Below are 14,078 nucleotides of genomic sequence, written 5' to 3' on the forward strand. Positions count from 1 at the left end.
ATACGGTTCAGCCGCGCTGGATGCCGCTGCTGTCCTGGAGCAGGCCGCGACGGCCGTCCTGGGTCTGCGCGATCAGCGCGGCACCGCGCTGGTCGACGGCCAGATACCAGGTGCCCGGCGTCAGCTCGGCGATCTGCGAGCCCGAACCGTCCTCGGCGAACAGCGGACGCGGCACCGGCACCGCGAACCAGAACGCGGTGAAGTCGGACGACGCCGGCGCGGCGGCGGTGGGCGTCGGCTGCGGAGCCGCGGCCTGCTGCGCACCGTACGGCTGCTGGCCGAACGCCGGGTCGACGGACTGCGCGCCGCCCGGGTAGCCGTAACCCGCCTGCTGCGGCGCGGCACCGTACGGAGCCGCGCCACCCACCGCGTACGGGTGGGCGGCCGGGGCCGGGGCGCCCACCAGCGGGGCCTTGAGCGCCGGCAGCCGGTTCGACAGCGGCGCGACGACCGCGATGACCAGGCCGAACAGCAGCGTCAGCCAGTTGCCCGCGCCCTTGTTGTAGTGGTCGGGGTTGTTGAACAGCGTCGACCACACAGCGGTCCAGCCGACGAAGAGCGACAGTGCCACGGCCCACTGCGCGAACGACAGCCCGAGCAGCTGCTTTCCGGCGAACTGGGGGGAACGTGCCAGGACCACGGCGGCTGCCGCCACGAGCGCCGCGAGCGTCACGGAGGGGAGGATCGGGAAGAAATCCGAGTGCCACAGATTCCTGGAGGCGGACATGCCCTCGAAATCGAGGCTGAGGAACGGCAGGAACGAGGCGATCAGGAGCAGCACCGCTGCTCCGATCACCGCGCCGTCTCCTCGGGTCAGGGAGCGGATGTTCACGTCAGGTCCTGTCCTTTGTCAGTTGGTTCGCTCGGGGCGGTGCCCCATGGTACGAGGGTGATCTTGGCCAAGGGGCCTGGTATGGGCATTGGTGCACGATCCATACCGGACTGCTACAGCCCTGTCACCTCTTCCCTTCAAGGAAGGCGGTGAGCCCGTCGGCGATCCCCTGGGCAGCGTGCTGCCGCCAGGCGGGGTTCGTCAACGCGGCGGCGTCGTGCGCGTTGCGCATGTTGCCGCATTCGATGAAGACCTTCGGCACGGTCGAGAGGTTGAGGCCGCCGAGGTCGTCGCGGATCGTCAGCCCTTTGCCGCCGAGGTAGTTGGCCAGCGGTTCGCCGGTGGCCGCGGTGAAGTGCGACCGCAGGGTGGTCGCCAGCCGCAGCGAGGGCGCCGCGATGGCGCGGGTGTCCGCCGCGCCCTGGTGCACCGACTTGGGTGCGATCACATGGAAGCCGAGGCGGTCCGCGGGCGCGCCGTCCGCGTGGATCGACAGCGCCGCGTCGGCGTGCGCGTCGTTCCCGATCCTGGCCCGCTCGTCCACGCACGGGCCGTAGGGCCGGTCGCCGTCGTAGGTCAGGACGACCTTCGCGCCGCGCGCCTCCAGCAACGTCCGCACCCGGTGGGCGACGTCCAGCGTGTAAGTGGCCTCCGGATAACCGGCGTTGGTCTCGGTGCCGGTGGTGTCGCACTCCTTGCGGTTGGTGCCGATGTCGACCGTTCTGCTGATCGCCGCGGTGTGTTCGGCGTTGCCGTTGTTGTGACCGGGGTCGATGACGACGGTCCTGCCCGCCAGTTCCCGGCCGGCCGCGCCGGCGCTCGCGCCGGTGTCACCGTCCGCCACGGGGGAGTCGCCGGAACCGCCGCCGTGCGCCGTCGCCAGGGAGCCGCGGCCCGCCGCCGGGTCAGGGTCGGAACGGTGCCGCGCGTCGTACACGAACCAGCCCCCGGCGAGGGCCGCGACCATCACGACTGCCGTGATGACCAGCGACCAACTCCAAGCGCCCCCGTCTGAGTCGTTGCTGAACACGCCGCGACTCTATCGGCCCCGCTCCGCGCCTCGCAGCGCGCCCGGCGAACCGGCCCTTATGCCGGACTCCGTACTACCGTACGACGCTTCCGGTCACTCTGCGCAACAATTGGAGCGAGCGGGTCGCCGACTCCTGCACGAAGGCGCCGGATTCGAGCGCGCGGCGGTAGACGCGGTACGGCGCCTGGCCGCCGTCCGCCGGGTCCGCGAAGACGTCGTGGATCGCCAGCAGCCCGCCCTCCGCGACCCGGGGCGCCCAGCCCTCGTAGTCTGCGGTCGCGTGCTCGTCGGTGTGCCCGCCGTCGATGAAGACCAGGCAGAAGGGCCGCGTCCACAGCGCCGCCACCTGCGGCGAGCGCCCCACCACCGCGACCACGTGCTCTTCGAGGCCCGCCGCGTGCAGGGTGCGGCGGAAGTGCGGCACGGTGTCGATCAGGCCGGTGTGCGGGTCCACCAGCGAGGCGTCGTGGTATTCCCAGCCGGGCTGCTGCTCCTCGCTGCCCCGGTGGTGGTCCACCGTCACCACGACCGTGCCCGCCTGCCGGGCCGCGTCCGCCAGCAGGATCGTGGACCGCCCGCAGTAGGTGCCGACCTCCAGCAGCGGCAGCCCCAGGTCCGCGGCGGCCCTGCCGGCCGCCTCGTGGAGCGCCATGCCCTCGTCGGCGGGCATGAACCCCTTGGCGGCCTCGAACGCCGCGAGCACGTCAGTCATCCCGGCATCCTACGAAGCGGCCGGCCACGGGGCGGCGCCGGGCGCGGGCGGCGGGCGGCGCGCACTCCGGGCCGGCGGGACGGACCCGGTACGCGGGCGCCGCGCGCCGGGCCGCTGGTCGTAGGCCGAAATGCCGATGCCGCGCGGCATCGGTGACGGCAGCATGGACACCGTGAGCGAAACCCTCGGACAGCGCACCCCGACCGACTCCTCCGGCACCCCGGCCCGCCGCAAGCGCGCCGCGCCACCCGCCTGGGCGGTGCTGCTCGCGGTGTGCGCGGGCCAGTTCCTCGTCGTGCTCGACGTGTCGGTGGTCAATGTCGCGCTGCCCTCGATGCGCGGCGCCCTCGGCTTCGGCGAGACCGGCCAGCAGTGGGTGGTCAACGGGTACGCGCTCGCCTTCGCCGGTTTCCTGCTGCTCGGCGGCCGGGCGGCCGACCTCTTCGGCCGCAAGCGCACCTTCCTGGTCGGCCTCGGCCTCTTCACCGCCGCCAGCCTGGCCGGCGGGCTCGCCCAGAGCCCGTGGATGCTGATCACCGCCCGCGCCGTGCAGGGCCTCGGCGCCGCGGTGCTCGCCCCGACCACGCTGTCCATCCTCACCACCTCCTTCCCCGAAGGACCCGAGCGGACCCGGGCCATCGGCACCTGGACCGCGGTGGGCGCCGGCGGCGGTGCGGCCGGCGGCCTGGTCGGCGGGCTGCTCACCGACCTGCTGTCCTGGCGCTGGGTGCTGCTGGTCAATGTGCCGGTCGGGGCGCTGGTCCTGGTCGGCGCGGCCCTGTGGCTGACCGAGAGCCGCGGCGCCACCGTCCGCCGGCTCGACATCCCGGGCGCGCTCCTGGTCACCGCGGGCGTCACCGCCATCGCCTACGGCATCGCCGAGACCGAGTCGCACGGCTGGACCTCGGCGGTGTCGCTCGGCCCGCTCGTCGGCGGGCTCGCCCTGCTCGCGGTGTTCACCGCGGTCGAGGCGCGGACCGCCCAACCCCTCATCCCCTTGCGGCTGTTCACCATCCGCTCGGTGGCCTCGGCCAACACCGTGCTCTTCACCGCGGGCGCCGCGACCTTCTCCGTCTGGTACTTCCTGTCGCTCTACATGCAACAGGTGCTGCACTACAGCCCGATCCGCGCGGGCCTGTCCTTCCTCCCGCACACCATCGCGATCATCATCGGCTCCAAACTCGCCCCCCGGCTGATGAACCGGATCGACGCCCGGCTGATCAGCGTGGTCGGCGGGGTGGTCGCGGTCGCCGGCATCGTCTGGCAGAGCCGGATCACCGCGGACGGCACCTTCCTGGGCATCATCCTCGGCCCCGGCATCCTCACCATGCTCGGCGCGGGCCTGCTGCTCACCCCGGTCTCGGCGGTGGCCATGTCGGGCGTCGGACGCGGCGAACAGGGCCTGGTATCGGGCCTGTTGAACACCTCACGGCAGCTGGGCGGCGCCCTGGGCCTGACCGTCCTCGCGACGGCCGCCGCCTCCCGCATCGCGGCCCGTACGTCCGCGGGCGCCGGCAGCGGAGAGGCGCTGGCCTCCGGCTACGGCCTGGCCTTCCTGATCGGCGCGGGCTTCCTCGCGGTCGGTACGTGCCTGGTGGTGCTGCTGCCCAGGCCGGCTCCGCGCCCCGCCGGGTGACGCGTCAGAGCCAGCCGTTCTGCCGGGCGGTGCGCACCGCCTCCATCCGGTTGCGGGTGCCGGTCTTGCCGATCGCGGCCGACAGGTAGTTGCGTACCGTCGACTCCGACAGGAACAGCCGGCCCGCGATGTCGGCGACCGTGGCGCCGTCCGACGCGGCGTTCAGCACATCCTGCTCCCGCGGGGTGAGCGGGCTCGGGCCCGCGCTGAGCGCCGCGGCGGCCAGCGCCGGGTCGATCACCCGCTCCCCGCGCAGCACCCGCCTGATCGCCCCGGCCAGCTCCTCCACCGGCCCGTCCTTCACCAGGAACCCGGCCGCGCCCGCCTCCATCGCCCGCCGCAGATACCCCGGCCGCCCGAAGGTGGTCAGAATCAGCACCTGGCACTCCGGCAGCCGCCGCCGCAGCTCCGCCGCCGCGTCCAGCCCGCTGCGCCCCGGCAGTTCGATGTCGAGCAGCGCCACATCCGGCCGCGCGGCCAGCGCCTCGGGCACGATCCGATCCCCCGCCGCGACCTGGGCGACGACCTCCATGTCGTCCTCCAGATCCAGCAGCAGCGCCAACGCCCCCCGCATCATGCCCTGATCCTCGGCGAGCAGCACTCTGACCGGTCCGCCCGGTCGGTTCTCCTGCGGTGTCTCGGTCACGACGCCAGCGTACGGGCCGCTGACCACGGCGGATCCACCCGTCCACCCGTCCCCGGCAGGGCGGAGGGCGGCCGGCGCCCGCGTTCGCCGCCTCGGCGGCCGCCCGTTCCCGCTGTCCGGGCCGGCGGCCGGCGCCGTGCCGGTGTCACTCGCAGAACACCTGCACCTTGGCGCTCGGGTCGTCGACGTCGACGGTGACATCGTCGAGCTGGTCGATCAGCTCCTCGATGTGCTGCGGCTTCAGCTCGGTGAGGTCGATCGGCACCCCTGACCTGGCCAGCTCCGCATTGACCCTGGCGAGCGCCTGCGGCGGGACGATGCTCGCCAACCGGACCCCGGCGCGCAGCAGTTGCAGCGGGACCCGGATGTTGACCCGGCTGCGTCCGTCGCCGCCGGAGTCGTCCGCCGCGTCCACCACCACCCGCAGGTACTTGGGCCGGGACTTCGCGCGGGACGCGGCTCCCGGCGGCGGCTCGGGCTGCTCCCGTCCCACGGCGTCGATCAGCCGCTCGGCCTCGTCCGCGGTGATCCTGCCCTCGGCCAGCATCTCCAGGATCTGGCGCCGCTGCTCGTTCATCGTTGCCCCTCTTCTTCCCCGGCTCATCCGGCTCATCTGACGTTTACCAGCACGGCCGTTCGGCCCTGCTCGATCTCGAACCGGGTGCCGGGCAGCGCCCACAGCACGTGCCCCGTGCCGCGCAGCGCGCCCACCGGGCTCACCCGGGTGGCCAGGCACGCGGCCACCGCGCCCAGCACGGCGAGCAGCAGCAGCGGCGACAGCACCAGCGCCACCGGCAGGACCGGGACGTACAGCCGCAGCCGGCGCCCGCTGGAACGGCGCACGCGCACCGTCACGAGCTGCGGGATCACCGGGGCCCCTCCAGTTCGGCCAGCGCCTCCTGGGCGCTGATCTCCCCCCGCCGCAGGCGGTCGACGACGTCGGCGGCGCCGGTGGGCGCCGGGTCGGTGTCGACGAAGTCGAGCTGCTCGGCGATCCGTTTCAGCCGGGCCTTGATCGTCGGGTAGCTCACCCCGAAGATCCGCTCCATCTCCTTGATCGAACCGTGCGACCGGACGAACGCGGCGACGAACACCTGGTCGTCCACGCCGAGCTGAGCCAGCTGCGGCGGCTCGAACTGCCCCTCGACCGCGACACCGCTGCCGGCGAGCCGGACCCGCTCGACCACGAACGGCCGCCCCCGCGTCAGGTCCGTCAGCTCCTGCCAGTCCACCCTGGGCTCCCTTGCTCTCGGCGACGTGCCCACCATTCATTTGTACCTTGAGTTTTTTAAGGAGTCAACGCGCAAAGATTAAGTTTTATGATCTGGGCTTCAAGTTCTGGGGGCTACGGCGCCTTCGCTCCACGCGCTACCAGCCGAACTCCTCTCGCCCGTCTGTCGGGTTTGAGTAGATGCCATCTAGGTAGATGTATTCTACGTAGACGGCATCTACATAGATCCGCTCCCGTAGGCGGCATGGCGCTACGGACGTGGATCCTCGACGAGAGGGGAGCAGGGCGATGGCGGAGACATTTGTCGGGCGGCGGCAGGAGCTGGCCCTGCTGGGCAAGCGGCTCGACCGGGTCGCGGAGTCGGGCGGCGGGGTCGCCGTAGCCCTGCGCGGGCGGCGGCAGGTGGGGAAGTCGCGGCTCGTGCAGGAGTTCTGCGACCGTGTCGAGGCCCCCTATCTGTTCTTCACCGCCACGAAAGGCGCGTCGCCGGTGGAGTCGGTGGGCACGTTCTTCGCGGAGCTGCGCGAGTCCGGGCTGCCCACCGACCCCGAACTGGTCCCGGCCGCGGGATCGGCCAGCTGGCCCGACGCCCTCCGGGTGCTGGCCTCGGTGCTGCCCGACAGCCCCTGCGTGGTGGTCATGGACGAGCTGCCCTGGCTCGCCGAGCAGGACGACCTCTTCGACGGCGCGCTGCAGACCGCGTGGGACCGCCTGCTGGCCAGGCGGCCGGTCCTGCTGCTGCTCCTCGGCAGCGACCTGCACATGATGGAGCGCCTCACCGCGTACGACCGCCCCTTCTACGGGCGCGCCGACACCATGATCCTCGGCCCGCTCAATCCCGCCGAGACCGGCCGCGCACTGGGGCTGAACGCCGCCGACGCCATCGACGCCCACCTGGTGTCCGGCGGGCTGCCCGGCATTCTGCGCGTCTGGCCGCACGCCACACCCGCGATGGCCTTCATCGAGGACGAGTGCGCCGACCCGGCGTCACCGCTGTTCGGAGTGCCCGAGGCCGCGCTGATGGCCGAGTTCCCGGCTCCCGACCAGGCCCGCCGGGTCCTGGAGGCGGTGGGCAGCGGCGACCGGACGCACGCCAACATCGCCGCCGCGGCCGGCGGCCGGCAGGGCGCGCTCGCCTCGGGGTCGCTGTCCCCGCTGCTGCACCGCCTGGTGACGGAGAAGCGGGTGCTCGCGGCGGACCTCCCGCTGTCCACCAGCCCGGGGAAGCCCGCGCTGTACCGGGTGGCGGACAGCAACCTGCGCCTGTATCTGGCCGCGCTGCGCTCCGCGCAGGAACAGGCCCGCCGCGGCAGGCCGGACTCCGCGTTCGACGTGGTGCGGCGCCGCTGGTCCGCCTGGCGCGGCCGGGCGGTCGAGCCGCTGGTCAGGGAGTCGCTGGAGCTGGCGGCGATTGCCGGGGACCTGCCCTGGCCGGACACCGAGGCCATCGGCGGTTGGTGGAACCGCCGGTTCGACCCGGAGGTCGACCTCGTCGGCGCCGATCGTTCCCCCGTCGCGCGCACGCTGCACTTCGCCGGCTCGGTCAAGTGGCTGGACTCCGCTTTCGACCCGCACGACCTCGCGGCCCTGGCCCGAGCCGTCCGCGAGGTCCCCGGGTTCGTCCCGGGCGCCACCGGCCTGGTCGTCGTCTCCCGCTCCGGCGCCGCACTGCCCCCGGGCGCGGTGGACCTGGTCCGCTCCCCGGCCGACCTCGTGGCCGCCTGGCCGGCCGGGTGACGCCGTCAGGCCGCCGTGTCCTCGCCCACCGGGAGCACCGCCGCGACCCGGAAGCCGCCCGTGGCCGCGGCGCCCGAGGTGAGCGAACCGCCCGCGGCGGCCAGGCGTTCGGTCAGGCCGCGCAGCCCGGTGCCGGTGCGGGCGGACCGGAGCGTGGCCGTACCGCCGGACGCCGAGGACGCCGGGGACGGGGCGGCGGCCGGGCCGTGGCCGTTGTCGGTGATCGTCAAATGCGCCTGGCCGTCGGCCGAGTGCAGCTCTATCCGGGTCAGCGTCGCGCCGCTGTGGCGTACGACATTGGTGACCCCCTCGCGTACCACCCAGCCGAGCAGCGCCTCGGTCTGCGGGGGCAGCGGCGGGCCCGACTCCTGGAGCACGACCTCGATGTCGGAGGCGGCCAGCGCCGAGCGCGCCCGGTCCAGCTCCGTGGACAGGCTCCCCTCGCGGTAGCCGGTGACCGCCTCGCGGATCTCGGTGAGGGCCTGCCTGCCGACCGACTCGATGTCGCCGACCTGCGTCAGCGCCGCCTCCAGATCGCGCGGGGCCAGCCGCCGGGCCGCCTCGGCCTTCACCACGACCACCGACAGGGTGTGGCCGAGCAGGTCGTGCAGGTCGCGGGAGAAGCGCAGCCGCTCCTCGGCGACGGCGCTGCGCGCCAGCTCCTGCCGGGTCGACTTGAGCTGGTCCACCGCGTGGAAGAGGGTGATGATCACCGAGACGACAAGGCCGGACAGGAACGTGCCGTACGACAGGCTCGCCGTGCTCCAAAAGCCCCCGTGGTGCATCCCCGACACGCAGCCGGCGGTGGCGCTGAGCAGGGTCAGCGTCGCCCCCAGCTGCCGGCGGCTCCTCGTCACGCAGCCCGCGCACAGCGAGACCAGGACGAACAGCAGCATGAAATTGCCGCCGTAGCCCAGTGACAGCGACAGCGCGACCGCCCCGAGCGCGCACAGCAGCCGGAACGGCAGCGGCCCGGTCCGCCGCTCACCGAACGCCGACCGGATCGTGGACACGTACAGCACGCAGAAGACGGCCAGGCCCGACGCCGCCAGCCACGGGACCGGCACCTCGCCCTTGACGACATCCGTGCCCGGGCCGATCACCATCAGCAGCCACGGGATCAGCGCGCCGCCGTCCGGTGCCTTGAGGTGTTCGATCTCCTGCTCGAACTCCATCGGGCCGCGCCCCCACCACGTCTTGCGGCACTGTCGCCCGGCCGGATCCTTCGTCTTCGCCATGTCGGTGCCCGTCCCCGTCGGTGCTGCGTCCGTCGTGCGCCCGCCGGGGGCCGGCGCCCTCATACGGTCCGCGCGCTCCGCCGGTAGGAGAGCACAGCGTAACCGGCGAAAATGGCCAGCCACAGGCCCAGCACACCCACGGTTCCCGGCCCGGGTGCCCGGTGGTCGAGCACGCTCCAACCCAGGTCACCGAAGCGGTTGGTGGGCGTCCAGCGGGAGATCGCGGCCAGCCAGCGGGGGAAGACGTCGACCGGGATCCACAGCCCGCCGATCACCGAGAGCCCCATCATGCTGACCATGCTCACGACACCCGTGGTCTGGGCGGTGAGGCCGTAGCCGTTGCCGAGGCCCAGCAGGGTGAAGGGGATCGTGCCCAGCCACAGCAGGCCCGCCGCCGCGGCCCACTGCCACACCGCCAGGCGTACGCCGTTGACCAGCGCGCCCGCCGTGAAGACGGTCACGATCGCCGGCAGCACGGTGACTCCGGCCGTCAGCGCCCGCCCGAGCACCACCTGCAACGGGCTCAGCGGGGTGACCCGCAACTGCCGCAGCCAGCCGCGCGCCTTGTCCTCCGCGACGCCCGGCCCGAGCGCGAGGGCCGCGCCCAGCGCGCCGTACGCGGCCATGCCGATCATCGAGAAGCGGGCGTAGTCCATCTTGTCCTGGCTGCTGTCCCCGCCGCCGAGGTTGGTGAACAGCAGGTACATCAGCAGCGGGGTGGCCACCCCGACGATCATGAAACCGGTGTCCCGCAGGGTGCGGCGGACCTCCAGGCGTACGTACTCGATCATCGCGCGGCCTCCTCGTACGGTGTTGCGGCCGTGGCCGCGGGGTGGGCGGTCAGGGTGAGGAAGGCGTCCTCCAGGCTGGCCGGCGCCACCGAGAGCCGGCGGACCCGGTCGGTCCGGGCCAGCGCCAGCACCGTCGCGTCGGAGTCGGCGCTGCGCAGCACCGCGCGGTCGCCGCGGACCTCCACGGCGGTCACTCCCGGCAGGCCGCGCAGCCCCTCGGTGCCGCCGCCCGCCAGGTCGAACGACACCAGGGTCGCGCCGACCCGCCGCTTGATCGCTTCGCCCGTGCCGTCCGCGACGGTACGGCCCCGGTCGAGCACGACGATGCGGTCGGCGTTGCCGTCCGCCTCCTCCAGGTAGTGCGTCGAGAACAGCACGGTGTTGCCGCGGGACGCGTAGCCGCGCATCGACCGCCAGAACGCGCGCCGCGCCTCCACGTCGAGCGCGGCGGTCGGCTCGTCCAGCACGAGCAGTTCCGGGCCGCCGGCCACGGCCAGCGCGAAGCGCAGCCGCTGGGCCTGGCCGCCGGACAGCCGGTCCACCCGGCGGCCCGCCAACTCGGTGATCCCGGCCAGGGCGAGTGCCTCGGGCACCGGCATCGGGTGCGGGTACGTGGAGGCCACGAAGCCGACCAGCTCCTGGACGGTCGTCCGGGGAATCGGCTGGCCGACCTGGAGCATCGCGCCGACCCGGCCCGCCCGCACGGCCTCCCGCGGTGCCGCGCCGAACAGTTGCACCTCGCCCGCGTCCGGGCGGTCCAGCCCGAGCAGCAGCGCGATCGTGGTCGACTTGCCCGCGCCATTGCGCCCGAGCAGTGCCAAGGTTTCGCCCCGGGCGATTTGCAGGTCGAGGCCTGCTACCGCCTCGACGCTGCCGAATCTCTTCCGTACGGCGCTGAACCGCACCGCCCCCGTCGTTTCCATGACGCCGACGCTACGGTTCGGCTTCCGGCCCGGGCAGACCCAATTGTCCCGGGCCCCCCAGTACAAATGTCCCGCCCCGGCCGGCCCCGCGGTCCGCCCCACCCGCAAGGGGCTGCCCGGTCCGCCCCGGACGACCGGCCGTTGGGTGCGTGCCCGCGCCGTTCCCGGCGCCCCCGATGGTGCCTTCTGCGGCGGGGCCGAGCACTTCAGGGGCGCGGGGAACGGCGCGGCCGGCCCCCACCGGGGGCGCGGGCCGTCACCGGCCCGAAGGGTCTCCTCGGTCCGCCCCGGACCACCGGCCGGTGGCGGGTTGCTCGCGCCGTTCCCCGCGCCCCCGGATGGGCACCCCCATCCGCAGCGGCACCCCCAGCCCGCGCCAGTGGGGGAGCACCGACCTACGTGGCGCACAGGCCCGCGCCAGCGAGGGCGGGGGACGGACCTACGTGGCGCACAGGCCCGTCCCGAGGGCTCAGCTCTCGGGACGCCGGTGGCGGCCGTGCGGCGGTGGCGGGGGCGTGGGGTCGGGGGGCTCGGGGGACGCCGGGCCGCGGTGGCGGCCGGCCGGCCCGTCGGAATACTGCCGCTCAGCGGCACTGGCGTCGGACATGCGCGTAACTCCCCGTGGAATGGCGGCGCCGCCAAAAGCGGGCAGGCAGGGGGAACCCGCGGTCACGTTGGGTACCCCGGCGCCCGACGGCGAGTGGCGAGTCTACTGGCGGTCCCCCGGCCCCCCTCACCGGGGTCACCCGGCGCGCGCACCGGCCAACGGCGCCTGCTGCAAAGGCAGTACGCACCACTCCCGGCGTGCGGAAGGAGCCGGGGCCGGCGGCCGGGCGGGCGATTGGACGACGGCGCCCTCGGACAGGGCGAGCACCGGCTCGGGCCAGCTGGCCGGCGGATCGTACGCGGCGAGCCCGCACCCGCGGTCACCGGCGGCGTACGGCAGCCGCAGCTCGTCCCCCGGCAGCCACATGCCGGCCGCGCCCAGCCACCCGGGCGGCGACGCCCGCCAGTGCAGCCGGCGTTCGCCCGGCCGCCACAGCGCCAGCGACTCCGCCCCGCCGGGCACTTCCGCCCGCAGCGCCACCACCGACGCCTCGGGCATCAGGATCTGCCCGGGCTGCGCGGCGACCGGGGTGAGCAGGGCGCCGGGCACCCGCAGCGCGTCGGGGAAGCGCACCGGGCGCCTGCTGCCCAGCACCCCCCACCCGAGCCGCGCCTCACCGGTGGCGTCGCTGCGCAGCAGCAGCAGACCGCTGTCGGGCTCGGCGAGCAGCAGCCGGTCGTCGCTGTCGGCGGTGATCTGGAGCAGCGGGCTGATACGCCCGGTGTGCAGATCGGCGGCGACCGCCTTCGTGCACCCGTCGAGTTCGCGGTCCACCGCGAGCAGCCGCCCGGCCCGGTCCAGCCAGACCCCGCCGGTGCAGCGGCCCGGCACCGTCATGACCAATTCAGGCCCGGCGCCCGGCGTCCCGTGCACCCGCCAGATCCCGGTGCGGTCGCCGTCCTCCTCGTGGCCGAGGGCGTACGCGGCGCCGGGTGCGGGCGGCAGCAGGCGTACGTCGCCGCAGGGGAGCGAACCCACCAGCAGTTCGCCGCAGCCCGGGTGGAGCAGCGCGAGGTCGTGCCGGTCGGCGACCCGGCGCCTGATCAGCACCCGCCCGCCGGCCAGCGGCAGCACCTGCGTGCCGGGCTCCTCCGGCTGCCGCCCGGGCAGGGGTACGGCGTACGGCTCGGGACCGGTGAGCGTCCACCGCTCGGGGAGCAGTCCGCCGCTCTCAGGTCCCCCGCTCCCGCCGGGCGTCACGGTCTCGGCGAGGCAGGCCGCGTACGCGCCGTCCGCGGCGATCGTGAAGCCGGACCGGCGCACGGTACGCGGTGCGCCCGCTGTACGAAGGGCGCTCATGGCACCTACCGCGCTGACGGCGCTCATGGCGCCCACTGCACTGACGGTCATATGAATCGTCCACCTCCGGCACAGGACCGTAATTTCGTACTTCCGGACGATCAACGCGAGTCGGTGCAGTTCACACGTAAGGGTGTCGCTTCACGCGATTCCGCCGCGCGAGTGCGACGCGTGTGCTGCGTGGGAGGGGGGTGGAGGGTGCCCGGCCGGACGCTGAGGTTAGGCTCACCTAAGAAGAAACGTTCCGCCGAACCACCGTCCAGGAGTGCCCCCATGTCTGTCCGGCGCCGCCACACCGCCGTCGTCGCCCTCGCCGCCGCCGCGGGCCTCTCGCTCGCCGCCTGCGGAAGCTCCTCCGACGGCGCGGGCGGCGGGAACGGCACCGCCGCCAAGGGCAAGGACAAGCAGTCCGTCGCCAAGGGCGGCAAGGACTTCGGCTCGGCCGCCGACAAGACCGCCGCGATGGGCACCGACGCCAAGCCCGGCCAGTGGCCGCGCACCGTCACCCACGCCATGGGCACCACCGTGATCAAGGCGCGGCCCACCCGGGTCGTGGTCCTCGACGTCGGCGAACTCGACAACGTCGTCTCCCTCGGCGTCAAGCCGGTCGGCTACGCGCCCAGCGAGGGCTCGCCCGCGCTGCCGTCCTATCTGAAGAAGGACGGCGGGCAGCCGAAGAGCGTCGGCACCATCAACAGCCTGAACCTGGAGGCCATCGCCGGCCTCCATCCCGACCTCATCCTCGGCAGCCAGCTGCGGGCGGCCCCGCAGTACGCGGCGCTCAGCAAGATCGCGCCGACCGTCTTCTCGGTCCGCCCCGGCTTCACGTGGAAGCAGAACTACCTGCTCAACGCCGCCGCCCTCGACAAGAGCGCCGAGGCCACCGCGAAACTCGCCGACTACGACGGCCGGATCAAGGCGCTGGACGCGGCAATCGGCGCGCACAAGCCCGTCGTGTCGATGGTCCGCTACATGCAGGACGGCAAGACCCGGCTCTACGGCAACGCGTCCTTCATCGGCACGATCCTCAAGGACGCGGGCATCCCGCGGCCCAAGAACCAGGACATCGACGACCTCGCCGCGGAGATCTCGGCCGAGAACATCGACAAGGCCGACGCGGACTACATCTTCACCGGCGTCTACGGCGACCCCGGCACCACCGACAAGGCCCGCGCCCAGTCCAACCCGCTGTGGAAGAACCTCGGCGCGGTCAAGGCCGGCCGCGCCTTCGACGTGCCCGACGAGACCTGGTACCTCGGCCTGGGCGTCACCGCCGCCGACCAGGTCGTCGCCGACCTCCAGCACCACCTGGCGGGCTGAACCCGGCACCGCGGGTCCGGCCCGCCACCGGGGACGATCCGGCGCCCGCCTCCCGGGGCGGGTCCGGTGGCAACCC

Annotated in this window: 14 protein-coding genes; 3 read left to right on the top strand and 11 right to left on the bottom strand. The window is 73.7% G+C overall.

Annotation, left to right across the window (positions count from 1 at the left end; genetic code table 11):
- Positions 1-7 precede the first annotated feature (7 nt).
- From OHA86_RS27240 to OHA86_RS27250, 3 genes are all read right to left on the bottom strand, one after another.
- A complete protein-coding gene (locus OHA86_RS27240) occupies positions 8-832 on the bottom strand; it encodes a hypothetical protein (protein WP_329179359.1) in 825 nt (274 codons plus the stop codon).
- Between the two features lie 124 nt (positions 833-956).
- The gene (locus OHA86_RS27245; RefSeq protein WP_443072025.1) at positions 957-1,799 is read right to left on the bottom strand and encodes an N-acetylmuramoyl-L-alanine amidase; all 843 of its coding nucleotides are present in this window, start codon (positions 1,797-1,799) and stop codon (positions 957-959) included.
- 136 nt (positions 1,800-1,935) lie between these two features.
- Positions 1,936-2,574 (bottom strand): class I SAM-dependent methyltransferase, encoded by a 639-nt coding sequence (locus OHA86_RS27250; protein ID WP_329179363.1) that lies wholly within the window; start codon positions 2,572-2,574, stop codon positions 1,936-1,938.
- Positions 2,575-2,737: 163 nt separating this feature from the next.
- On the opposite strand from OHA86_RS27250, the gene OHA86_RS27255 reads away from it, so the two are divergent.
- Entirely contained in the window at positions 2,738-4,210 is a 1,473-nt protein-coding gene (locus OHA86_RS27255; protein ID WP_443071900.1) for an MFS transporter, read from the top strand.
- A 4-nt stretch (positions 4,211-4,214) separates the two neighbouring features.
- Here OHA86_RS27255 and OHA86_RS27260 read toward each other — a convergent pair whose 3' ends face one another.
- The 4 genes from OHA86_RS27260 to OHA86_RS27275 all read right to left on the bottom strand — a co-directional run bounded on the left by OHA86_RS27260 (position 4,215) and on the right by OHA86_RS27275 (position 6,088).
- On the bottom strand, positions 4,215-4,856 hold the full coding sequence (locus OHA86_RS27260) for a response regulator transcription factor (protein ID WP_329179367.1): 642 nt from the start codon (positions 4,854-4,856) through the stop codon (positions 4,215-4,217).
- Between the two features lie 145 nt (positions 4,857-5,001).
- Positions 5,002-5,433 carry an SHOCT-like domain-containing protein gene (locus OHA86_RS27265; RefSeq protein WP_329179369.1) on the bottom strand — a complete coding sequence of 144 codons (432 nt, stop codon included), beginning with the start codon at positions 5,431-5,433 and terminating at the stop codon, positions 5,002-5,004.
- 32 nt (positions 5,434-5,465) lie between these two features.
- Positions 5,466-5,726 (bottom strand): hypothetical protein, encoded by a 261-nt coding sequence (locus OHA86_RS27270; protein ID WP_329179371.1) that lies wholly within the window; start codon positions 5,724-5,726, stop codon positions 5,466-5,468.
- Entirely contained in the window at positions 5,723-6,088 is a 366-nt protein-coding gene (locus tag OHA86_RS27275) for a DUF2089 domain-containing protein (protein ID WP_329179373.1), read from the bottom strand. Before OHA86_RS27275 ends, OHA86_RS27270 begins: the two co-directional genes overlap by 4 nt.
- A gap of 287 nt (positions 6,089-6,375) precedes the next feature.
- Here OHA86_RS27275 and OHA86_RS27280 point away from each other — a divergent pair, with 287 nt between their 5' ends.
- Positions 6,376-7,824, top strand: a complete 1,449-nt coding sequence (locus OHA86_RS27280; protein WP_329179375.1) for an ATP-binding protein — start codon at positions 6,376-6,378, stop codon at positions 7,822-7,824.
- A gap of 5 nt (positions 7,825-7,829) precedes the next feature.
- On the opposite strand, the gene OHA86_RS27285 is transcribed toward OHA86_RS27280, so the two are convergent.
- The 4 genes from OHA86_RS27285 to OHA86_RS27300 form a co-directional block, all read right to left on the bottom strand.
- Positions 7,830-9,062, bottom strand: coding sequence for a sensor histidine kinase (locus tag OHA86_RS27285; protein WP_329179377.1), 1,233 nt, complete (start codon positions 9,060-9,062; stop codon positions 7,830-7,832).
- A gap of 59 nt (positions 9,063-9,121) precedes the next feature.
- Positions 9,122-9,853, bottom strand: a complete 732-nt coding sequence (locus tag OHA86_RS27290; RefSeq protein WP_329179379.1) for an ABC transporter permease — start codon at positions 9,851-9,853, stop codon at positions 9,122-9,124.
- The gene (locus OHA86_RS27295) at positions 9,850-10,776 is read right to left on the bottom strand and encodes an ABC transporter ATP-binding protein (protein ID WP_329179381.1); all 927 of its coding nucleotides are present in this window, start codon (positions 10,774-10,776) and stop codon (positions 9,850-9,852) included. Before OHA86_RS27295 ends, OHA86_RS27290 begins: the two co-directional genes overlap by 4 nt.
- Positions 10,777-11,518: 742 nt before the next feature.
- Positions 11,519-12,733 (bottom strand): hypothetical protein, encoded by a 1,215-nt coding sequence (locus OHA86_RS27300; RefSeq protein ID WP_329179382.1) that lies wholly within the window; start codon positions 12,731-12,733, stop codon positions 11,519-11,521.
- Positions 12,734-12,955: 222 nt separating this feature from the next.
- Between OHA86_RS27300 and OHA86_RS27305 the strand changes: the two genes are divergently transcribed.
- Positions 12,956-14,002 (top strand): ABC transporter substrate-binding protein, encoded by a 1,047-nt coding sequence (locus OHA86_RS27305; RefSeq protein ID WP_329179384.1) that lies wholly within the window; start codon positions 12,956-12,958, stop codon positions 14,000-14,002.
- The last annotated feature ends 76 nt before the right edge of the window (positions 14,003-14,078 follow it).

It is taken from the genome of Streptomyces sp. NBC_01477, from assembly GCF_036227245.1.
Lineage (GTDB): Bacteria > Actinomycetota > Actinomycetes > Streptomycetales > Streptomycetaceae > Actinacidiphila.